This window comes from Enterobacter cloacae (assembly GCF_013375935.1).
Lineage (GTDB): Bacteria > Pseudomonadota > Gammaproteobacteria > Enterobacterales > Enterobacteriaceae > Enterobacter > Enterobacter pasteurii.
In genome coordinates this window covers 4493411-4515489 of sequence record NZ_CP056117.1, presented here as the reverse complement: position 1 = coordinate 4515489, position 22079 = coordinate 4493411, and the positions used below count along the sequence as shown (strand labels likewise).

General features: G+C 55.6%; 21 protein-coding genes. 1 reads left to right on the top strand and 20 read right to left on the bottom strand.

Annotated features, from left to right (window positions below; translation table 11 throughout):
- Positions 1-52 precede the first annotated feature (52 nt).
- The 14 genes from lipA to leuS form a co-directional block, all read right to left on the bottom strand.
- Positions 53-1018, bottom strand: a complete 966-nt coding sequence (lipA, locus tag HWQ14_RS21230) for a lipoyl synthase (RefSeq protein ID WP_006809637.1) — start codon at positions 1016-1018, stop codon at positions 53-55.
- 207 nt (positions 1019-1225) lie between these two features.
- On the bottom strand, positions 1226-2179 hold the full coding sequence (locus HWQ14_RS21225; RefSeq protein ID WP_176610898.1) for a YbeF family transcriptional regulator: 954 nt from the start codon (positions 2177-2179) through the stop codon (positions 1226-1228).
- A gap of 290 nt (positions 2180-2469) precedes the next feature.
- Positions 2470-3111, bottom strand: a complete 642-nt coding sequence (gene lipB, locus HWQ14_RS21220; protein ID WP_176610897.1) for a lipoyl(octanoyl) transferase LipB — start codon at positions 3109-3111, stop codon at positions 2470-2472.
- 94 nt (positions 3112-3205) lie between these two features.
- Complete coding sequence (ybeD, locus tag HWQ14_RS21215; RefSeq protein ID WP_003858718.1) at positions 3206-3469, bottom strand: DUF493 family protein YbeD; 264 nt, start codon at positions 3467-3469, stop codon at positions 3206-3208.
- Positions 3470-3576: 107 nt separating this feature from the next.
- Positions 3577-4788: a D-alanyl-D-alanine carboxypeptidase DacA gene (dacA, locus tag HWQ14_RS21210; RefSeq protein WP_148419212.1), complete on the bottom strand. Its 1212-nt coding sequence runs from the start codon at positions 4786-4788 to the stop codon at positions 3577-3579.
- A gap of 138 nt (positions 4789-4926) precedes the next feature.
- Entirely contained in the window at positions 4927-6027 is a 1101-nt protein-coding gene (rlpA, locus tag HWQ14_RS21205; protein WP_176610896.1) for an endolytic peptidoglycan transglycosylase RlpA, read from the bottom strand.
- A 16-nt stretch (positions 6028-6043) separates the two neighbouring features.
- Complete coding sequence (gene mrdB / locus HWQ14_RS21200) at positions 6044-7156, bottom strand: peptidoglycan glycosyltransferase MrdB (RefSeq protein ID WP_148419208.1); 1113 nt, start codon at positions 7154-7156, stop codon at positions 6044-6046.
- Between the two features lie 2 nt (positions 7157-7158).
- Positions 7159-9060 (bottom strand): peptidoglycan DD-transpeptidase MrdA, encoded by a 1902-nt coding sequence (gene mrdA / locus HWQ14_RS21195; RefSeq protein ID WP_148419206.1) that lies wholly within the window; start codon positions 9058-9060, stop codon positions 7159-7161.
- 28 nt (positions 9061-9088) lie between these two features.
- Complete coding sequence (rlmH, locus tag HWQ14_RS21190; protein ID WP_003858701.1) at positions 9089-9556, bottom strand: 23S rRNA (pseudouridine(1915)-N(3))-methyltransferase RlmH; 468 nt, start codon at positions 9554-9556, stop codon at positions 9089-9091.
- 3 nt (positions 9557-9559) lie between these two features.
- Positions 9560-9877: a ribosome silencing factor gene (rsfS, locus tag HWQ14_RS21185; RefSeq protein ID WP_148419205.1), complete on the bottom strand. Its 318-nt coding sequence runs from the start codon at positions 9875-9877 to the stop codon at positions 9560-9562.
- A 268-nt stretch (positions 9878-10145) separates the two neighbouring features.
- Positions 10146-10802 (bottom strand): nicotinate-nucleotide adenylyltransferase, encoded by a 657-nt coding sequence (nadD, locus tag HWQ14_RS21180; protein WP_148419201.1) that lies wholly within the window; start codon positions 10800-10802, stop codon positions 10146-10148.
- Position 10803: 1 nt separating this feature from the next.
- Positions 10804-11835: a DNA polymerase III subunit delta gene (holA, locus tag HWQ14_RS21175; RefSeq protein ID WP_148419199.1), complete on the bottom strand. Its 1032-nt coding sequence runs from the start codon at positions 11833-11835 to the stop codon at positions 10804-10806.
- Complete coding sequence (gene lptE / locus HWQ14_RS21170) at positions 11835-12404, bottom strand: LPS assembly lipoprotein LptE (RefSeq protein ID WP_176610895.1); 570 nt, start codon at positions 12402-12404, stop codon at positions 11835-11837. Before lptE ends, holA begins: the two co-directional genes overlap by 1 nt.
- Before the next feature lie 14 nt (positions 12405-12418).
- Positions 12419-15001 (bottom strand): leucine--tRNA ligase, encoded by a 2583-nt coding sequence (gene leuS, locus HWQ14_RS21165; RefSeq protein ID WP_148419195.1) that lies wholly within the window; start codon positions 14999-15001, stop codon positions 12419-12421.
- A gap of 214 nt (positions 15002-15215) precedes the next feature.
- Between leuS and HWQ14_RS21160 the strand changes: the two genes are divergently transcribed.
- Positions 15216-15698: a zinc ribbon-containing protein gene (locus HWQ14_RS21160; protein ID WP_003858689.1), complete on the top strand. Its 483-nt coding sequence runs from the start codon at positions 15216-15218 to the stop codon at positions 15696-15698.
- Between the two features lie 172 nt (positions 15699-15870).
- Here HWQ14_RS21160 and rihA read toward each other — a convergent pair whose 3' ends face one another.
- The 6 genes from rihA to lnt form a co-directional block, all read right to left on the bottom strand.
- Positions 15871-16812, bottom strand: coding sequence for a pyrimidine-specific ribonucleoside hydrolase RihA (gene rihA, locus HWQ14_RS21155; RefSeq protein ID WP_176610894.1), 942 nt, complete (start codon positions 16810-16812; stop codon positions 15871-15873).
- Positions 16813-16932: 120 nt separating this feature from the next.
- On the bottom strand, positions 16933-17658 hold the full coding sequence (locus HWQ14_RS21150; protein WP_176610893.1) for an amino acid ABC transporter ATP-binding protein: 726 nt from the start codon (positions 17656-17658) through the stop codon (positions 16933-16935).
- Complete coding sequence (gene gltK, locus HWQ14_RS21145) at positions 17658-18332, bottom strand: glutamate/aspartate ABC transporter permease GltK (RefSeq protein ID WP_148420855.1); 675 nt, start codon at positions 18330-18332, stop codon at positions 17658-17660. Before gltK ends, HWQ14_RS21150 begins: the two co-directional genes overlap by 1 nt.
- Complete coding sequence (gene gltJ, locus HWQ14_RS21140) at positions 18332-19072, bottom strand: glutamate/aspartate ABC transporter permease GltJ (protein WP_148420853.1); 741 nt, start codon at positions 19070-19072, stop codon at positions 18332-18334. The genes gltK and gltJ overlap by 1 nt, the downstream gene beginning before the upstream one ends.
- 155 nt (positions 19073-19227) lie before the next feature.
- On the bottom strand, positions 19228-20133 hold the full coding sequence (locus tag HWQ14_RS21135) for an amino acid ABC transporter substrate-binding protein (protein WP_148420851.1): 906 nt from the start codon (positions 20131-20133) through the stop codon (positions 19228-19230).
- Positions 20134-20540: 407 nt separating this feature from the next.
- Entirely contained in the window at positions 20541-22079 is a 1539-nt protein-coding gene (gene lnt / locus HWQ14_RS21130) for an apolipoprotein N-acyltransferase (protein ID WP_176610892.1), read from the bottom strand.

The following is a 22079-nucleotide window of genomic DNA, read 5'->3' as shown; positions in this document are numbered from 1 at the left end:
ACCGGCTAACGAGGCCGGTTTTTTTTATAACTGTAAAAAAGTATGTCAGGGCTTATTTTACTTCTTCGCCTTTCGCCTGCATATCGGCGTGATATGACGAGCGAACGAAAGGACCACAGGCCGCGTGGGTAAAGCCCATCGCCATCGCTTCGGCTTTCATCTCGTCGAACTCGTCCGGGCTCACGTAGCGCTGCACGGGCAGATGGTGACGGCTTGGCTGCAAATACTGGCCCAGGGTCAGCATCGTGACGCCGTGGCGGCGCAGATCGCGCATCACTTCAATGATTTCGGCATTCGTTTCCCCCAGGCCAACCATCAGGCCAGACTTGGTAGGAATATGCGGATGTGCTTCTTTAAAGCGCTCCAGCAGCTTCAGGGACCAGTTATAGTCCGCACCAGGACGCACCTGACGATAAATACGCGGTACGTTCTCGAGGTTGTGGTTGAACACGTCTGGTGGCGTTGCGGTCAGGATATCGAGCGCGCGGTCCATACGGCCACGGAAGTCCGGAACCAGCGTCTCAATCTTAATGTTCGGGCTTTTTTCGCGGATCGCGGTAATGCAGTCAGCAAAGTGCTGAGCACCGCCATCGCGCAGGTCATCACGGTCGACGGAGGTGATAACAACGTAACGCAGCGCCATATCGGCAATCGTCTGCGCCAGCTTCTGCGGTTCATTCGCGTCAGGCGCAACGGGACGGCCATGGGCAACGTCACAGAACGGACAGCGGCGGGTACAGATGGCACCCAAAATCATAAACGTCGCGGTACCGTGATTGAAACATTCAGCAAGGTTAGGGCAGGAGGCTTCTTCACAGACGGAGTGAAGGCCATTTTTGCGCATCGCCGCTTTGATCCCCTGGATACGCGAAGAGTCAGCCGGAAGTTTAATTTTCATCCATTCCGGTTTTCTTAACAGCGCCTCGCGCTCTGTAGCCACGTTTTTAACCGGGATAAGGGCCATTTTATCGGCATCGCGGTATTTAACACCGCGTTCCATCACAATGGGTTTACTCATAGCGTGCGTGTTCCAGTTGCGAATATCGAAGGAAAGCGTTTCATTTCAAGGGAATGTTGTAATTATCAACTATTTTTGAACGAACGACAGGCAGTATATCATTTAAAGGGGCGATAAAGCAGCCTGCCAGGTCGCCAATTTGTAAAATAGTTGTTGTTTTGTGCCTTTTGCCCCGCGTGCGGCAGGGGCTTGTGCTGAAAGGCGGGATCAGAAAGCCTGGCGGATAACGTTAATGACGTTTTCCAGTACCGGATCGCGAAGGCTGAGCTTGTTGTAATGCAGTGAGATTTCAACAGATTCTGTATTGAGCTGACCCAGCGGAATGTTCTCGAGTGGCCAGCATTTCTGGAGCAGATCGAAGAGCCTTACGGGCATGATACAGAGCAGGTCGCTGCTGCCAATCAGGGCCGCAACGGTAAACATATTGTAACTGCTGAAGCTAACCAGACGGTCCGGGAACAGCTCCTCTATCCGCTGTCGCAGCGGATCCTGCCTTTGCCCCTCGGCCATAAATGACGCATGTTCATACTGGCGCAAATTTTCTGGCGTCAGCGGCGCGCCCAACGCCGGATGGTGTTGACGGCAAACGAGCGCCAGGCTGTCGGAATAAAGGACGTGCTGCCCCAGCGCCCTGGCCTGGAAGCTGTTGCTGTCGATGATCAGATCCGTCTGGAACTGCGCCAGCTGGGTTTCCGGATCGCTGACGGGCACGTTGCGGATCAGCAGCTGTGGCGCATGCTGCTTTATCGCCTGATAGATAGCCGGCATTACCAGAACGCCCACCGAGGGAGAGGTGCCAATGGTGATGGTTCTTTGCTTGTCATAGCTGCCGGTAAGATCCAGCGCGCCCAGAATCGATTCCAGACCCTGGCTGATATACTCATGGAGATGAGTGGCGTACGCGGTTGGCGTTACCCCCTGGTCTTTACGAATAAATAAAGGGTCGGGAAATATAGCGCGCAATTTTTGAATGGACTGGCTAATAGCGGAGGGCGTGAGATTAAGAATTTTCGCAGCATTAACGATACCTTTATGGACATATACCGCCTCAAAAATAGTCAATAAATTGAGATCAATATTACGTAAAGTCCGAAAAATTTGCGGCTTATCTTCGCCGCTGGTTTCATTCAGGCGTTTGGCTGGTAAATTAGTAGGCTCCACGCTCTTACTCCGTATCCATTCACAATATGAATGATAGTTGAATTTATTTAATATGCTTGCAGAGATTCGTAAAGTGTTCGGTATGTTTCCCTTAATTATCGAAAACAAGCAGTTGGGTGATTGTCACGCATGTTACAGGCTACCGTCGATGGTACTATTAAGGTTCTAATTAATATGTAGCGCTAATATATGGGCGACTCGAAAATATAGAATATGCGGTTTATTGTAAAGCGTAAATGCGGGAATTAAGCAGTGGCTCAGCAAATAAATGAGCCACTGTCGGAAGCAGGTTAAGCAGCAATATATTCGTGGGCAGGATTGTTAAGCAGCGCTAAAAAGTTCTTCAGAAGCACGGGCCAGACAACCTCAGGCGTGGCGCCTTCGACCCACTGGCACATTTGCGTCATCTCCATGCCGGCGTATCCGCAGGGGTTGATGCGCTGGAAGGGGGCGAGATCCATATTGATATTCAGCGCCAGGCCGTGGAACGAGCAGCCCTTTCGGATACGCAGGCCCAGCGAACAGATCTTCATTTCACCCACGTAGACGCCCGGCGCATCAGCGCGGGGGTGAGCGTCAATGCCGTACTCAGCGAGCGTGTTCACTACGGTTTGTTCCAGCAATGTCACCAGCTCGCGCACGCCCAGCTTTCTGCGTTTCAGGTTAAGCAAAACATACATAACCTGCTGTCCCGGACCGTGGTAGGTTACCTGTCCACCGCGATCGCTCTGGATCACCGGGATGTCGCCCGTCATCAGCAGATGTTCGGCTTTTCCTGCCTGGCCTTGCGTGAACACCGGCAGGTGTTCAACCAGCCAGATTTCATCAGGGGTGGCGTCATCGCGCGTATCGGTAAAGTCATGCATAGCCTGAGAGACAGGCTCGTAAGGCTGTAGCCCAAGATGGCGGACAAGAATTTTATCCTGGTACAAAAGGATGTCTCCGAAGACAGGGGAGAATAGGTAGCGGGGATTATATCACAGCGGGAAGAGGGGTTACCCGGCAAACCGGGCAACCGCAGAGGGACTACAGCACCATACGAACAATTTCGATGTTGCCAAGCTCTTCGTACAGCGTTTCAACCTGCTCAATGTGCGTGGCGGTGATGGTGATTGAGACCGAGTGGTAGTTACCTTTGCTGCTCGGTTTTACCGACGGAGAGTAGTCGCCCGGCGCATGGCGCTGTACCACTTCAACCACCTGATCAACCAGCTCAGGTTTCGCCAGACCCATCACTTTGTAAGTAAATGGAGTAGGGAATTCAAGCAGTTCGTTAAGTTTGGTTTTCATGTCAGCTCCGGCGTGTGTGTAAAAAATAATAACTCCCGCCACGGGGCGGGAGTTTTACTGATACGTAGTATATGGGGATCAAAATCACACTTTCAAGTGTTCAGTTTTTAACCAAACCAGTGGTGGAACATCAGCTTAATGTAATCAATGATTTTGCCGAAGAAATTGCCTTCCGGAATTTCATCCAGCACCACCAGTGGACGCTGATCGATGGTTTTGCCATCCAGCTGGAAGTTGATGGTGCCAACGACCTGGTTTTTATGCAGCGGCGCGTGCAGCTCTGTGGTGTTCAGCACGTAGCTGGCTTTCAGATCCTTCATGCGTCCGCGTGGGATAGTCAGATAAAGATCTTTATCGACGCCCAGGGAGGCGCGGTCATTGTCGCCAAACCAGACGGGTTCTGAGGCAAACTCTTTACCGGCCTTCAGCGGATTCACGGTTTCAAAGAAGCGGAAGCCCCAGGTCAGCAGCTTTTTGCTTTCCGTTTCGCGTCCTTTAAAGGTGCGGCCCCCCATCACGGCAGAAATCAGGCGCATCTGGCCTTCGGTCGCGGAAGCCACCAGGTTATAACCGGCTTTGTCGGTGTGGCCCGTTTTAATGCCGTCAACGTTCAGGCTGTTATCCCACAGCAGGCCGTTACGGTTAGTCTGACGGATGCCGTTAAAGGTGAACTCTTTCTCTTTGTAGATAGAGTACTCGTTCGGCACGTCACGGATCAGCGCCTGACCAATCAGCGCCATGTCACGCGCAGAGCTGTACTGGCCCTCTGCGTCCAGGCCGTGTACGGTCTGGAAGTGAGTATTTTTGAGGCCCAGCGCGGAGACGTAGCTGTTCATCAGACCGACAAACGCATCCTGGCTACCCGCCGCAAAATCGGCCATTGCCACGCAGGCGTCGTTACCGGATTGCAGGTTAATACCACGGATCAGCTGAGAGACCGGAACCTGCATGCCTGGCTTCAGGAACATCAGGGATGAACCTTTAAACACCGGGTTACCGGTTGCCCACGCGTCGTTACCAATAGTCACCAGGTCGGTTTCTTTGAATTTACCTGCCTTCATTGCCTGGCCGATAACGTAGCTGGTCATCATCTTGGTCAGGCTGGCCGGATCGCGTCGGACATCGGCATTCTGTTCTGCCAGAACTTTGCCAGAGTTGTAGTCAATCAGGATGTAGGATTCCGCGTCGATCTGCGGAACGCCAGGGATCATGGTCTTGATGTTCAGGTCATCCGCGTGTGCTGCGGAGAGTGCAGCAGCGCAAAGGGCCGTGGTCAGCGCGATGCGCTGCACAAAACGAGCAGAAAAAGTGGTCTTCATGGTCAGAACTACGACATCCGTGATGGAATTAAAAAAGTGCCTTACTATAGCAAAAGCTATACAGGCAGGCATCCGACTTTCATCATGAGAGTGTTAACGTCATTTACACAAACTGACATTTCGGATACCACCGATTAATTACTTCGCAACAGTGATAAACGACTGAAGTTGCGCCTCGCTCTGCAGGCGCTGCTGCAGTGACGCAGCCTGCGATTTACCGGCAAACGGACCCATCTGGATACGCCATACCGCACCGTTTTGCTCTACGCGGCCAGGCACGCCAAACTGCTGGCTTAAACGCTGCTGATACTGCTCTGCACGGGCTCGATCGCTGACGGCGCCCACCTGAACTACGTAGCTGCCGCTTGCCGCAGCGGGTGCAGCAGTTTGGGTGGCAGCAGGGGCGGTCACCGGAGCGGGTTGTGCTGCGGGGGCCGCAACGACAGGCGCGGGAGCGGGTTCATCTGATTCAATCACGCCAGAGGCTAACGTGGTGGGAGCGCCGAGAAAGCCGCTGCTTTTCACCGGAGCGCCTGTCGCATCGTCGCTTTGCAGCGTATCGTTGCTGATGGCGCGCACTTCGCCCTGCGGCTGAGCAGGTTCTGAAGGCGTTGACGCGCCTCCCATGCCGCCGCTCAGGTCCGGACGAGCGGGCAGGGCGTAGGTCTGTTTTGCAACGGTGGTACAGGCGGTACCCGGGCCGGACAGCGTACCGTCCTGCGCCACGATGATTGGGTCAATACGCACTTTGGTATTATTAGAGGTGTTGAGACGATCGGCCGCCGCGCGCGACAGGGAGATAACGCGGTCGTTACCGTAAGGGCCACGGTCGTTAATACGCACTACGATCATGCGACCATTCGCCAGGTTAGTGATGCGCGCGTAGCTTGGGATTGGCAGCGTCGGGTGTGCCGCCGTGATCTGCATCGGATCGAAGGTTTCACCTGACGCGGTCAGGTTGCTGCCTGGCTCAGCATCATAGATGGCGGCAAGACCGGCCTGGCTAAAACGGGCGGGATCCTGAACGATTTTGTAGCTTTTGCCGTCGCGCTGATAGTCCTGATTCACGCTGGGGTTCAGCGGTTCATAAACGGGATCGGCACCGCTAATTTCAACAATCGGGCCGTTACAGACCGCAGGCTGCGGCGGCGCGACGGTTGCCTGTTGCTGACCATCATCACTTGTGCAGGCTGCAAGTAAACTTGCAGCGATGCAGATCCCCAGCCACTGCTTACGCATTGCGATCCCCTTATTTTTATACGCTTTTGGACAACATTTTCCTGTGGGTATGGATCGACATTACGATACCAAACCCGGCCATCAACACGATCAGTGCCGAGCCCCCGTAACTCACCAGCGGCAGCGGCACGCCTACAACCGGCAGAATACCACTCACCATACCAATATTTACGAAGACATAAACGAATAAAATTAACATTAATCCACCCGCCATTACCCGGCCAAAGGTGGTCTGCGCCCGTGCGGCAATATAGAGCCCGCGCATGATCAGCAGCAGGTACAGCCCAAGCAGAACCAGGATGCCAACCAGCCCTAACTCCTCAGCCAGAACGGCAAAGATAAAGTCAGTGTGGCGTTCCGGTAAGAATTCAAGCTGTGACTGCGTACCGTGCAGCCAGCCTTTTCCGCGCAGGCCGCCGGAGCCAATCGCAATCTTCGACTGAATAATATGATAGCCTGCACCCAGCGGATCGGTCTCTGGATCGAGCAGCATCATCACGCGCTGGCGCTGATAGTCATGCATCAGGAAGAACCAGAGAATAGGGATAAAGGCAGCCAGCAGGACGACCGCGATGCCGATCAAACGCCAGCTCAGGCCGGACAGGAACAGCACGAAAAGACCGGAGAGGGCGATAAGAATCGAGGTGCCGAGGTCCGGCTGCGCGGCCACCAGCAGCGTTGGCAGGAAAATCAGCACCAGCGCAATGGCGGTATTTTTCAGCGACGGCGGACAGACGTCGCGGTTGATAAAGCGTGCAACCATCAACGGGACGGCGATTTTGGCAATTTCCGACGGCTGGAAGCGAACAATCCCCAGATCCAGCCAGCGTTGCGCGCCTTTGGATATGGCACCGAACGCATCGACTGCCACCAGCAAAATAATACAGAAAATATAGAGATAGGGCGCCCAGCCTTCATAGACGCGGGGCGGTATTTGCGCCATCACCACCATAATGACCAGGCCCATAGCGATCTGGCCGATTTTACGCTCCATCATGCCGATGTCCTGACCGCTGGCGCTCCAGATAACCAGAGCGCTGTAAACCAGCAGAGCCAGCAGGATCAGCAGCATGGCAGGGTCGATGTGGATCTTATCCCACAACGATTTTTTATTTGGATTATCCGTCATGATTATTGGTCCTCCGCCGCAGCGGCTGCCGGGTTTTCGGCTGGCAGTACGGTGTTGTTATCGCCCAGCATGATGTGGTCGAGGATTTGACGCATGATGGTCCCCACCGCCGGGCCTGCGCCGCCGTTTTCCAGAATCATCGCCACCGCAACCTGCGGGTTATCATAAGGGGCAAACGCTGTCATGAGCTTATGGTCACGCAGACGTTCGGCAATTTTGTGCGCGTTATAGGTTTCATTCGCTTTCAGACCAAAGACCTGTGCAGTACCCGATTTGGCCGCGATTTTATACGGTGCGCCAGCGAAGTATTTGTGCGCCGTCCCGTTAGGGCGGTTGGCTACGCCGTACATTCCGTCTTTCGCGATTTCCCAGAAGCCAGAGTGGATATCGCCCACCGGCGGCTCGTGCGGCTGTATCCACGGCACTTTTTTGCCGTTTTCAACGGTGCTTTGCAGCAGGTGCGGCACTTTCACCACGCCATCGTTAATAAGGATCATCATCGCCTTATTCATCTGCAACGGCGTTGCCGTCCAGTAGCCCTGGCCGATCCCTACCGGAATGGTGTCACCCTGATACCAGGGCTTTTTAAAGCGCTTCTGTTTCCATTCGCGGGTTGGCATATTGCCGGAGCGCTCTTCCGCGAGATCGATACCGGTGTAGTGCCCGTAGCCGAATTTGCTCATCCATTCAGAAAGACGGTCAATACCCATGTCGTAGGCGACCTGATAGAAGAAGGTATCCGCAGACTCTTCCAGCGATTTGGTTACGTTCAGATGGCCGTGGCCCCATTTTTTCCAGTCGCGGTAGCGTTTTTCAGAGCCAGGCAGCTGCCACCAGCCCGGGTCAAACAGGCTGGTATTGCGGTTAATGACGCCCGCGCTCAGGGCAGAAACGGCGACATACGGTTTAACCGTTGAGGCCGGAGGATAAACCCCCTGCGTCGCGCGGTTCACCAGCGGGGTGTTTGGATCGTTGAGCAGGCCGGAGTAGTCCTTGCTGGAGATGCCGTCCACGAAGAGGTTCGGATCATAGCTTGGCATAGAAACCATCGACAGGATGCCGCCCGTTCTCGGGTCGGTCACGATAACGGCAGCACGGCTACCCGCCAGCAGCGTTTCGATATACTGCTGAAGCTTCAGGTCGATCGTCAAATAGACGTCATGCCCCGCCTGCGGCGGCACCTCTTTTAGCTGACGGATCACGCGGCCACGGTTGTTTACCTCAACTTCTTCATAGCCGGTCTGGCCGTGCAGGACATCTTCGTAATAGCGTTCGATCCCCAGCTTGCCAATGTCGTGCGTGGCGGCATAGTTGGCCAGCTTGCCGTCTTTATCAAGGCGTTCGACGTCTTTATCGTTAATCTTGGAGACGTAGCCAATCACGTGCGTCAGCGCGGAGCCGTAAGGGTAGTATCGGCGCTTATAGCCTTTGACTTCCACGCCGGGGAAACGGTACTGGTTGACGGCAAAACGGGCGACCTGCACTTCCGTCAGGTTGGTTTTAACCGGAATCGAGGTGAAGCGGTGAGAACGTGCGCGCTCTTTTTTGAACGCGGCGATGTCATCGTCATTAAGGTCAACGACGCTTCTCAGCGCATTCAGCGTATCCTGCACGTTATCGACTTTCTCCGGCATCATCTCTATCTGGTAGATGGTGCGGTTTAGCGCCAGCGGGGTGCCGTTACGATCGTAGATAATGCCGCGGCTGGGCGCGATGGGCACCAGCTTGATACGGTTTTCGTTTGAGCGGGTCTGGTAATCGGTATAGCGGACAATTTGCAGATTATAGAGGTTGGCGATCAGCACGCCGGTAAGCAGCAAAATCCCCGTAAAGGCGACCAGTGCCCGGCGCACAAACAGCGCGGACTCAGCCGTATAGTCGCGAAAAGAATTCTGTAGTTTCATCCGCTGCTTAAATTACCCTGGTCAGTCATTACTCGCGGTGATAAGGGTGGTTGGTAGTAATGCTCCATGCGCGATACAGACTTTCTGCCACGAGAACCCGCACAAGCGGGTGGGGCAGCGTCAGCGCAGAGAGTGACCAACTTTGTTCTGCTGCCGCTTTGCAGGCGGGAGATAACCCTTCCGGTCCGCCAATCAACAGGCTGACGTCACGGCCATCCTGTTTCCAGCGCTCCAGTTCGTGCGCCAGCTGCGGCGTATCCCAGGGCTTGCCCGGGATGTCGAGAGTCACGATGCGGTTTTTGCCTGCGGCAGCCAGCATCAGCTCTCCCTCTTTATCGAGAATACGTTTGATATCCGCGTTCTTGCCGCGCTTTCCTGCTGGGATCTCCACCAGTTCGAACGGCATATCTTTAGGAAAACGACGCAGATATTCAGTAAAACCGGTTTGTACCCAGTCAGGCATTTTGGTGCCGACGGCGACCAGCTGCAACTTCACGCATTAACCCCAGAGTTTTTCCAGCTCATACAGGCGACGGCTCTCTTCCTGCATGACGTGGACAATAACATCGCCGAGATCGACAACCACCCAGTCAGCGGTCGTTTCACCTTCAACGCCCAGCGGAAGCAGCCCTGCCGCGCGCGATTCCTGAACAACATGGTCAGCAATCGAAACAACGTGACGAGTTGAGGTACCGGTGCAGATGATCATGCAGTCGGTGATGCTGGATTTACCCTTAACGTCGATAGCGATGATGTCCTGACCTTTCAGGTCATCAATTTTGTCGATAACAAAATCCTGGAGTGCTTTACCCTGCAAGTTTTCCCCCTGGGTGAATGAGATTGTACAACTGTGAATTCGTGGTCAGACAGTATACCTGAACTGACGTCAGCCGAGGGACAAATGTCACCGCCCGGCTTTTGAAGGCGGGTATCATCCCACCCTCCGCCTGAGATTGCATCGCCATTTTTGTAAAACAATTTCTGTAAAGCAACGACTGGCGGGAAAGTCTGGCAGCGGAGGATATCAGTATGGCTTAGCCTGTCAAGGCAGGATAATCAATAACAGACAATTTCGCCGACGATGTTCAGGCCTCTGTATTTTTCTGATACAGCCCCTGTGCGTGGATATACGCCAGCACGGGTGGGGGCAGCAGATCGCTACAGTCTAAACCCTGCTGGAGCCGCTCGCGGATGAGCGTTGCGGAAATATCAAACCATGGCGTTTCAGCGAGATAAATTTTACCGGCGGGCAGCCTGTGCAGGTCTTCGATATTGTCCGTCAGGTGCGCGTCCAGCCACTGCTGATGCTGCGCTTCACGCATGGTCAGCGGATAGCCCGGACGGCGGCAGACCAGCAGATGGCTGTTTTCCAGAATGGTGTCGTACTGATACCAGCTGGGAAAATTGAGCAGGGAATCCTGGCCGATAATAAACGCCAGCGGTTTCACTGGGCCCTGTTCAGCGCGCCATTCGCGCAGCGTCTGGGATGTCCAGGATGGCGTATCCCGGCGCAGCTCGCGCTCGTCAAGCGTAAAGAGGGGCTTATCGGCGATGGCCAGGGCGAGCATCGCTTTGCGCTGTGCGCTGGTCGCTTCTGGCTGAGGACGGTGCGGCGGAACGTTATTGGGCATGACGATTACCCGCTGCAAACCAATCAGATTCGCGAGGATTTCAACCGGCTTAAGATGCCCATAGTGCACCGGGTCGAAGGTTCCGCCATACATTGCCTGTAAAGATTGCATATCACCCTTCGATAAATACATCTGCCAGCGCCTTATGGCAGAGCAGCAAAGAAAGGCTTTCCAGCTCCGCCCAGACGGACTGGCCGTAATCCTGCTTCAGCGTCAGCTCGGCGCGCATCAGAAGCTGTACGGCCTGACGCAGCTGCTCGTGGCTCAGGCGGTTTATCGCTTCCGTCGTCATTGCCCGGCGGTTTTGCCAGACGCGATGCTTGTCGAACAGCGTGCGTAATGGCACATGGGCGGACTGGCGCTTGAGGTTGTTCAGCAGCAGTAACTCACGCTGGAGCGTGCGGAGCAGGATGACCGGCTCACTCCCTTCCAGGCGCAGCTGTTGCAGAATATGCAGCGCTCGCTTGCTTTTCGCCGACAGGAGCGCGTCAACCCAGTGGAAGGGAGTAAAGTGCGCGGCATCGTTCACCGCCTGTTCGACGCGCGGCAGCGTCAGCTTTCCGTCAGGCCACAGCAGGGAGAGCCTGTCCAGGGCCTGCGCCAGCGCCAGAAGGTTGCCTTCATAGCAGTAGCAAAGAAGCTGATTGGCTGCATCATCCAGCTGCAGATTATGCTGTTTCGCTCGCGCGGCAACCCATTTTGGCAGATGCGCCTGTTCTGGCGTCTGGCAGGTGACCAGCACCGCGTGAGTGGCGAGCTGGGTAAACCAGGCCGCATTCTCCTGCGCTTTGGTAAGCTTGTTGCCGCGCACGATCAGCAGCAGATCGCTGTGTAGCAAACTCACCAGCATGGCCAGCTGTTCATTGATGGCGGCGTTAGGGCCGTTCTCCGGCAGCAGGATCTGAATAGTCTGGCGCGAAGCAAAGAGGCTCATGGCCTGACAAAGCGAGAAGACAGCGTTCCAGTCGGTGCTGTTATCAATCTGGAAAGTGTGGTGCTCGTCAAAGCCCTGCGCTGCGGCCGCATGGCGAACAGCATCAAGGCTTTCCTGAAGCAAGAGCGGATCGTTACCGAGCAGCAGATAGGCCGCGCGCAGCCCTTCGTTGAGCTGCGCGCGGAGTTGTTCAGGATACAACCTGATCATCAGTTACCCAGCGACGTTGGCATATCCGGCGTGCGGGCATCCGGTGTTTCGATAACGTCAGGGCCTGCCTTCGTCGACGCTGTGATAGTAGGCAGTTTACGGATCAGCTGATCCGCCGCCCTATCGTACATCTCCTTGATGATAATCTGCTCTTCGGCATCTTTTGCCAGCGCCGTTTGCGGGTTATCAAAGAACGAGCGGTAGACTTTGGTACTGATAGGATAAATGTCTTTACCCGGGATCAGGACCGCTGCGTTAACGGTCAGCACCATCTGATATTCCGCCGTTCGCCCGTCCTGGAAGATCGACGCCGTGTCTTTCGCCAGGGACGATGACAGGACGCGAAGCGAAGGCACATCCTGGCGCAGGGTTCCTTTCTCAATTAGCTCAACGTCGTTCAAACGCAGCTGATTACGGATAGCCCGGCTCAGCGGTCCGTTTGGATCGGACGAGTCGAAGATCATCGTTTTCATCTGAGGTGGCACTGCCGTAGTGTTGCGCAGATGCCAGCCGCAGCCAGCGGTGACAAGCACCGCCAGAGATAAGAGTATTGTTGCCAGTTGTCGCACGTTTCCTCCCGCGCTTAGCCAACGACCAGATTCAGCAGTTTACCCGGTACGTAGATTGCTTTACGTACGGTAACGCCCTCAAGGTATTTCGCGACCAGATGCTCCTGGCCTGCGCGCTCGCGAACCTGTTCTTCGGTTGCGTCGACCGCGACGGTGATTTTACCGCGCACTTTACCGTTAACCTGCACCACAACCAGGGTGGTGTTTTCCACCATAGCGGATTCATCAGCCACCGGCCACGGCGCGTTGTCGATATCGCCTTCGCCCTTCAGCTCCTGCCACAGGGTGAAGCTGACGTGCGGAGTGAACGGGTTGAGCATGCGAACAACCGCCAGCAGCGCTTCACGCATTAATGCGCGATCCTGCTCGCCGTCCTGCGGGGCTTTCGCCAGCTTGTTCATCAGTTCCATAATAGCCGCAATTGCGGTATTGAAGGTCTGACGACGACCAATATCATCGGTCACTTTCGCAATTGTTTTATGAACATCACGACGCAGCGCCTGCTGATCTTCCGTCAGAGCAGCCACGTTCAGCGCTGGGGCCTCACCCTGAGAGGTGTGCTCGTATACCAGTTTCCAGACGCGTTTCAGGAAGCGGTTTGCCCCTTCCACGCCGGATTCCTGCCATTCCAGCGTCATATCCGCCGGGGAGGCGAACATCATAAACAGACGCACGGTGTCGGCACCGTAACGCTCAACCATCACCTGCGGGTCAATACCGTTGTTTTTAGACTTGGACATCTTGCTCATGCCGGTATAAACCAGTTCATGACCTTCAGCGTCCTTCGCCTTAACGATACGGCCTTTCTCGTCGCGCTCAACGATCGCATCAACCGGAGAAACCCAGTTGCGCTCGCCGTTTGCGCCAACATAGTAGAAGGCATCTGCCAGCACCATGCCCTGGCACAGCAGCTGTTTCGCTGGCTCGTCAGAGTTTACGAGGCCTGCATCACGCATCAGCTTGTGGAAGAAGCGGAAGTAGAGCAGGTGCATGATGGCGTGTTCAATACCACCGATGTAGATGTCTACCGGCAGCCAGTAGTTTGCCGCTTCGGAATCCAGCATGCCTTCCTTGTACTGCGGGCAGGTGTAGCGCGCGTAGTACCAGGAAGATTCCATAAAGGTGTCAAACGTGTCGGTTTCACGCAGCGCGGGCTGACCGTTAACGGTGGTTTTTGCCCATTCAGGATCGGCTTTGATCGGGCTGGTGATGCCGTCCATGACCACATCTTCCGGCAGGATCACCGGGAGCTGATCTTCTGGCGTTGGCATTACGGTGCCGTCTTCCAGGGTCACCATTGGAATTGGCGCACCCCAGTAACGCTGACGGGAAACGCCCCAGTCGCGCAGGCGATAGTTCACCTTACGCTCGCCGACGCCCAGCGAGGCCAGCTTATCGGCGATAGCGTTGAAGCCCTCTTCGAAGCTCAGACCGCTGAATTCGCCAGAGTTAAACAGGGTGCCTTTTTCGGTCAGCGCCTGCTCAGACAGATCGGGTTCGGAACCGTCTGCGGCCAGGATAACGGCTTTGATCGGCAGGTTGTATTTGGTGGCGAACTCGTAGTCGCGCTGATCGTGACCCGGAACCGCCATTACCGCACCGGTGCCGTACTCCATCAGAACGAAGTTTGCCGCCCAGACCGGGATCGCTTCGCCAGTCAGCGGGTGCTTAGCATAGAAGCCCGTCGCAACGCCTTTTTTCTCCATCGTCGCCATGTCCGCTTCGGCCACTTTGGTGTTGCGGCATTCGTCGATGAAGGCTGCCAGTTCCGGGTTGTTTTCGGCCGCTTTCTGCGCCAGCGGGTGACCGGCGGCAACTGCCAGATAGGTCGCGCCCATGAAGGTGTCCGGACGGGTGGTGTAGACGGTCAGGGTCTGGTCGTAATTCTCGACGTTGAAGGTAATTTCCACGCCCTCGGAACGGCCGATCCAGTTGCGCTGCATGGTCTTAACGGTGTCTGGCCAGTGATCCAGCGTGTCCAGATCGTTCAGTAGCTCGTCAGCGTAAGCGGTGATTTTAATAAACCACTGCGGGATCTCTTTACGTTCAACTTTGGTGTCGCAGCGCCAGCAGCAGCCGTCGATAACCTGCTCGTTCGCCAGAACGGTCTGGTCGTTCGGGCACCAGTTAACGGCTGAGGTTTTCTTGTATACCAGGCCTTTTTTGTACAGCTCGGTGAAGAACTTCTGCTCCCAGCGGTAATATTCCGGCGTACAGGTCGCCAGTTCACGGCTCCAGTCATAGCCAAAGCCCAGCATTTTCAGCTGGTTTTTCATGTACGCGATGTTGTCGTACGTCCACGGCGCCGGTGCGGTGTTGTTTTTAACCGCCGCGCCTTCAGCAGGCAGGCCGAACGCATCCCAGCCGATAGGCTGCAGCACGTTTTTGCCCAGCATGCGCTGGTAGCGTGCAATCACGTCGCCGATGGTGTAGTTACGCACGTGGCCCATGTGTAGTCGACCAGAAGGATAGGGAAGCATCGACAGGCAGTAATACTTCTCTTTGCTCTCGTCTTCGGTTACTTCAAAGGTGCGCTTCTCGTCCCAGTGTTGCTGGACTTTTGATTCTATCTCTTCCGGGCGGTATTGCTCTTGCATGGCAGCCAGTGGTCCTGTGTTCAATACAGCTACAAATGTAGCCAATGGATGTGGTGATTCAGATCCGCATAGCATAGCCCAAACGTCTTCGTCAAAACAGCCTTTCGCACAAATGCGCTTTGCAGGAATTTACCGGGTCTGTGCTTCACCTGACAAAGCGGCGGCGAAATAAGGTCTATTATTAGAAATAGTTACTTACCCGGGAGGCAAAATGATGAACAAGGTTGCTCAATTTTACCGCGAACTGGTGGCGACACTGACGGAACGGCTGCGTAACGGCGAGCGCGATATCGACGCGCTGGTTGAACAGGCCCGCGCGCGCGTGACGCAAACGGGTGAGTTAACGCGAACCGAAGTGGAAGAGGTGACGCGCGCCGTTCGCCGCGACCTGGAGGAGTTTGCGCGTAGCTACGAAGAGAGTCAGGACGAGATTGCCGACAGCGTCTTTATGCGGGTCATTAAGGAGAGCCTGTGGCAGGAGCTGGCGGATATTACCGATAAAACCCAGCTGGAGTGGCGCGAGGTGTTCCAGGATTTGAACCACCATGGCGTGTATCACAGCGGCGAAGTCGTGGGGCTGGGAAACCTGGTCTGTGAGAAGTGCCATCACCATATTGCCGTTTATACGCCGGAGGTGCTGTCCCTCTGTCCGAAGTGCGGGCACGATCAGTTCCAGCGTCGGCCGTTTGAGCCCTAGGTAAAAGCAAAACGGCAATCACGTTGCCGTTTTTAGTGTTTGCACCCTCTCCCTGTGGGAGAGGGCCGGGGTGAGGGCATCAGGCCGCAAAAGGTAAAAGCAAAACGGCAATTACGTTGCCGTTTTTAGTGTTTGCTCCCTCTCCCCGTGGGAGAGGGTTGGGGTGAGGGCATCAGGCCGCACTATAGTATGCGAGCCTCTCCGCCAGCAGATCCACAAACGCTTGCCTATCGATATCCACCATTACCGTCGTATTCGGCTGATTTCCCGTCAGCGAGTAATAGTCCACCACCGTCATGCCCTGGGTATATTTCCCCTGCGTCTCAACGCCCACCCACCTGTCCACCGTGGTAAACATCTCCGGTTTTAACAGCCAGGCAATCGTGCAGGGGTCATGCAGCGGCGCGCCCCGGAAGCCCCATTTTTCCGCTTTGTGATACTCCATAAAGAAATCCAGCAGCTCTGCGACCGTGGTGGCGACCGGGTTATCTATGGCACGGAAGCGCTCAATATCGTCCGCCATAATCTGTGCCCGATGCGTCACATCCAGCCCCGCCATCACAATCGGCAGGCCCGACTGGAAGACGATTTCCGCCGCTTCCGGGTCAACATAGATGTTGAACTCCGCCGCTGGCGTCCAGTTTCCCAGCCCCATCGCGCCGCCCATCATGACGATCCGGGCGATTTTGCCGTGCAGTTCAGGATGGCTGTTGAGCAGCAGGGCCACGTTCGTCTGCGGGCCGGTGGCGACCAGCGTTACGGGCTCGGCGCTTTCACGCAGCACCTTTGCCATCAGCTCCACGGCGGTGCAGCGTTGTGGCGTAAAGCCCGGCTCCGGCAGCGCCGGGCCATCCAGGCCACTCTCCCCGTGAACGTTGTCCGCAATGATGAGATCGCGCATCAGCGGCTTAACAGCGCCGCCGGCGACAGGGATATCGGTACGTTTCAACAGCGTCAGCATGCGCAGCACGTTGCGCAGGGTTTTATCCGGCGTCTGGTTCCCGGCGGACGAGGTGACGGCTTTGACTTCAAGTTCAGGGGAGGCAAGAGCGAGGACGAGTGCAATCGCGTCATCATGACCCGGATCGCAGTCGAGAATAATAGGCTGTGCCATGGCGTTCTCCGTACGTAGCGTTATTTTGTGACAAGGTTAACGCTGCCCCGTGACGCCGACGAGAACAAGAACGTGAAAGCGTGAGGCAGTGCGCAATCCGCGGATTGCGCACTGAGAGGATTAATGCAGGATTTTGGCGAGGAAGTCTTTTGCGCGTTCGGATTTCGGGTTTGCGAAGAACTCTTCTTTCGGTGAGTCTTCAACAATTTTACCCTCATCCATAAAGATGACGCGGTTAGCCACCTTCCGGGCGAAGCCCATTTCGTGCGTCACCACCATCATGGTCATCCCTTCGTGCGCCAGCTCCACCATCACGTCCAGCACTTCGTTGATCATCTCAGGATCGAGCGCGGAGGTAGGTTCATCGAACAGCATTGCGACCGGATCCATGCACAGCGCGCGCGCGATAGCCACGCGCTGCTGCTGGCCGCCGGAAAGCTGAGCGGGGAATTTATCCGAGTGCGCAGAAAGGCCAACGCGTTCCAGCAGCTTCAGCCCCTTTTCTCGCGCCGCTTTTTTATCGCGCTTCAGCACTTTTACCTGCGCCAGCGTCAGGTTCTCAATGATGGAAAGGTGCGGGAACAGCTCAAAATGCTGGAACACCATTCCAACGTGGGAGCGAAGCTGGGCAAGGTTGGTTTTCCTGTCATTAACTTTGGTGCCGTTAACGACAATTTCGCCCTGCTGCACGGGTTCCAGACCGTTAACGGTTTTGATCAGCGTGGACTTACCGGAACCGGACGGACCGCATACGACCACCACATCGCCTTTTTTTACTTCCGTTGAGCAGTCGGTCAGCACCTGAAAGTGCCCATACCATTTAGAAACATTTTTCAGGGAAATCATTATACCGTCCTTTTCTTCAGCCAGCTGACCAACAGCGATGCGCTTAAACTAATCACAAAATAGACCCCGCCCGCGAAGAGGATCATCTCAACCTGCGTTCCGTCACGTTCGCCAATGGTGGAGGCGGTACGGAAGAAGTCTGCCAGGCTCAGCACGTAAACCAGAGAGGTATCCTGGAACAGTACGATGCCCTGCGTCAGCAACAGCGGAACCATGGCGCGGAACGCCTGCGGCAGAATTATGAGCTTCATGGACTGCCAGTGCGTCATACCGAGCGCCAGCGCAGCGCTCGACTGCCCGCGCGAGATGCTCTGAATACCCGCACGAATGATCTCGGAGTAGTAGGCGGCTTCAAACATGGAAAATGCCACCATGGCGGAGATCAGGCGGATGTCGGTTTTAGGCGACAGCCCCAGCACGTTCTGTAAAAAGCCGGGAACAATCAGGTAAAACCACAGCAGCACCATCACCAGCGGGATAGAGCGGAACACGTTAACGTAAGCCGTGGCAAACCAGGCGAACGGCTTAAAGCTCGACAGGCGCATCACCGCCAGCAGGGTGCCCCAGACAATACCCACGATAACCGCAATGACGGTGATCTTTAAGGTGATTGCCAGCCCGTCCAGCAGATAGGGCATGGAGGGAACAATAGAACTCCAGTCAAATTCGTACATTATTTGCCCCCCAGGTTGCCCGGCAGGCGTACTTTGCGTTCAACCAGGTTCATCACCAGCATGATGAAAGCGTTAATCAGAACATACGCGAGCGTTATCGCCGTAAAGGATTCCCACGCGTGAGCGGAGTAGTCCAGCAGCTTGCCAGCCTGCGCCGCCATATCGACCAGACCAATGGTCGAGGCGATGGCCGAGTTTTTCACCAGGTTCATCATCTCAGAGGTCATTGGCGGAACGATGACGCGGTAGGCGTTAGGCAGGAGAACGTAACGGTAGGCTTGTGGCAGGGTCAGCCCCATCGCCAGCGCCGCATTCTTTTGTCCGCGAGGCAGCGACTGAATGGCGGCACGCACCTGCTCGCAGACGCGCGCGGCGGTGAACAGCCCCAGACACAGCATGGAGGAGACAAAGAATTGTACGTTAGGATCCAGTTCCGCCTTGAACCACATGCCGAGATCTTCCGGCAGCAGTTCTGGGATCACCAGATACCAGGTAAAGAACTGCACGATCAGCGGAACGTTACGGAACAGTTCCACATACAGCGTGCCAATCGAAGAGAGAAAACGGTTAGGTACGGTACGCAGAATGCCGAACAGCGAACCGACAAAAAACGCGATGATCCACGCCGTTATCGATAACGCAACGGTAACCTGAAAGCCGCTCCACAGCCAGCCAAGATAGGTGGTGTTGCCGAACGGGGCCTGTTGCAGGAAGATGCCCCAGTTCCAGTCAATTGACATAGTAAACTCCAGAAAAAAGAGGGTAGCAGCGCTACCCTCGAAGATTGGTGAGAAGCTCAATTTTTGCGCTGAGTGGGGAACGACCACTCAACGTATAGTCTGTCCATGCTTCCCGACAATCGAGAGGGCAGGAGATCCCGCCCCTGTCGTTCTAATTAGTTAAGAGCTTTGTCGTTTGGTGATTTGAACAGCGCCTTCATGTCGTCAGACAGTTCAAAGTTCATGTTCAGGTTTTTTGGTGGAATCGGGTTTTTGAACCACTTGTCGAACCATTTGGCTGCTTCGCCAGAGGTTTGCGCCTGAGCGATGGTGTCGTCGATCAGTTTCTTGAAGTCCGCGTCGCCTTTACGCAGCATACAGCCGTACGCTTCTTTCGACTGCGCGGTACCTACGATCTCCCAGTTGTCTGGTTTTTTCGCCTTCGCGCGCTCGCCCGCCAGCAGCGCGTCATCCATCATAAACGCGACGGCACGGCCGCTTTCCAGCGTACGGAAGGAGTCGCCATGGTCTTTCGCGCTGATGATGCGCATGTCCATTTTCTTCTCGTCGTTCAGCTTGTGCAGCAGCACTTCGGACGTGGTACCGGAGGTCACGACAACCGCTTTGCCTTTCAGGTCAGCGAAGTCTTTGATGTCGCCGCCTTTTTTGGTCAGCAGGCGGGTTCCCACAACGAAAATGGTGTCGGAGAAGGCAGCCTGCTTCTGGCGCTCAAGGTTGTTGGTGGTGGAGCCACACTCGAAATCAAATGTGCCGTTTTGCAGCAGGGGAATACGGTTCTGTGAAGTGATGGGGATCAGCTTCACCTGCAGGTCAGGTTTGTTCAGCTTTTTCTTCACAGCTTCAACGATGGCGTTGGAGTAGTCCTGTGAATAGCCCACGACTTTTTGCGTGTTGTCGTAGTAAGAGAACGGGACAGAAGATTCACGGTGGCCGACCACGATCACGCCATTTTTGGCAATCTTGTCGAGGGTGCTTCCTGCTGCCGGAGCGTCTTCAGCGTGAACGACGCCCGCGGACATTCCCATAACCAGCATTGCTGTGGCCAGTTTACGTAATTGCATACCCAACTCCTTTCTTATCAGCGCCAGTGACGCTTTGATACCCATTGTGATGTTGTTATATCTCGCGCAATGCGAGTGCAGTGTTATGCAAGCTTGTTAACATTTAGTCTGGCTTAATGTAAAGATTTTGCTGCGTTATTGTTTATTTTTGCGAAGCGCGCCGCACCATTCAGAGGCAATAATCTCTCGTTGCACCGTTTCGGTGCTACCGACGATCGTTGCTGGTGCAACAGGGTTGCACGTTAAGCCAAACTGCGTTTGCGCGAATAAACAAAGCAATAGGCGTGCCAGAATTGACCCTCAACCTGACCCTCACCCAGGAAGGGAGAGGGGAACAGGCGGAGCTGGATGGTGAAACTGTGCGTGGACTGTTCCCTCTCCCAGGGGGAGAGGGCTAGGGTGAGGGGTTATTTACGACGCTGACGCAGGCTCATCAGCACCGCGGCAAAACCGAACAGCGCGGTCAGGATCCACAGTGGCCAGTTGCCGGTACGGGCGTACGGCGTCAGGCCCGTGGCAGGCGTGACCTTAGTGGTCAGCACTTCACGGGTGAACTGCGGGATCATGGCCTGGATTTCGCCCTGCGGGCCAATCACGGCGGTGATGCCGTTATTGGTGCTGCGCAGCAGCGGACGCGCCAGCTCCAGGGAACGCATTCGCGCCATCTGGAAATGCTGCCACGGGCCAATCGACCTGCCGAACCACGCATCGTTCGAGATGGTCAGCAGGTAGTCGGTATCCGGGCGGAAGTTATCGCGCACCTGCTCGCCGAGGATAATCTCGTAGCAAATGGCGGCCGTCAGGGCAAAACCGTGCGCGTGCAGCTGCGGCTGAACGTAAGGGCCACGGCTGAACGAGGACATCGGCAAATCGAAGAGCGGTGCCAGCGGGCGCAGTATCGACTCCAGCGGAACAAACTCGCCAAACGGTACAAGGTGGTTCTTGTTGTAGCGATTGGTGGAGGTATAGCTGTATTCGCTGTCCTTACCGAGGGTGATGATGGTGTTGTAGGTGTCGTAGCGGTTCTGCTGGTTCAGACGCGCGTCCACGATGCCGGTAATCAGGGTGCTGCCACGTGCGCGCAGCAAATCGTCCATCATCTTCAGGAAGGGCTGCTGGTTGATCTCCAGGTCAGGGATCGCTGACTCGGGCCAGATGATGAGCTGCGATTTGCCCATCACCTGTTCGGTGGCGTTAGCGTAGATTTTCAGCGTGTTCAGCAGCTGATTCTCGTCCCATTTCATTGACTGCGGGATATCGCCCTGCACCAGAGAAACCTGCGTGGCGCGGGCGGGCTCCAGCGTGAACCACTGGATATAACGCAGCGGGAAGGGCAAGGCAAAGAGGATCAGCCCGGCTGCCAGCGGTTTCCAGCTGCGCGTAGCCAGCGCCAGCACCAGCAGGCCGCTGACCACCATCAGCAGAAAGTTAATCGCCTCCACGCCCATGACCGGGGCCAGGCCTTTCAGCGGGCCGTCTATCTGGCTGTAGCCGAACTGTAGCCACGGGAAGCCGGTGAGTACCCAGCCGCGCAGAAACTCGGTGATTTGCCAGACAACGGGAGCGGCTATCGCCACGCGCAGCCAGGTCGTTTTTGGCCACAGCCGGGACAGGATCCCCGCGAACAGGCCGGTGTAGAGCGAAAGATACGCGGCGAGCAGCACAACCAGGAAGACGTTAACCGGCCCCGGCATGCCGCCAAACTGCGCGATGCTGACGTAGACCCAGTTAATACCAGAGCCAAACAGCCCCAGGCCCCAGAAGTAGCCGATGGCGGCGGCCTGTACCGGACGACGGTTCAGGGTCAGACCCTGTAGCCCCATCAGCGAGAGAAGGGCGGCCGGCCAGATATCGTAAGGAGAAAAAGCCAGCGTACCGCTGGCTCCGAATAACAGCGCCTGCAGCAAACGGACGCGCTGGCGTTCAAATAATGGGGCAAATGCCAT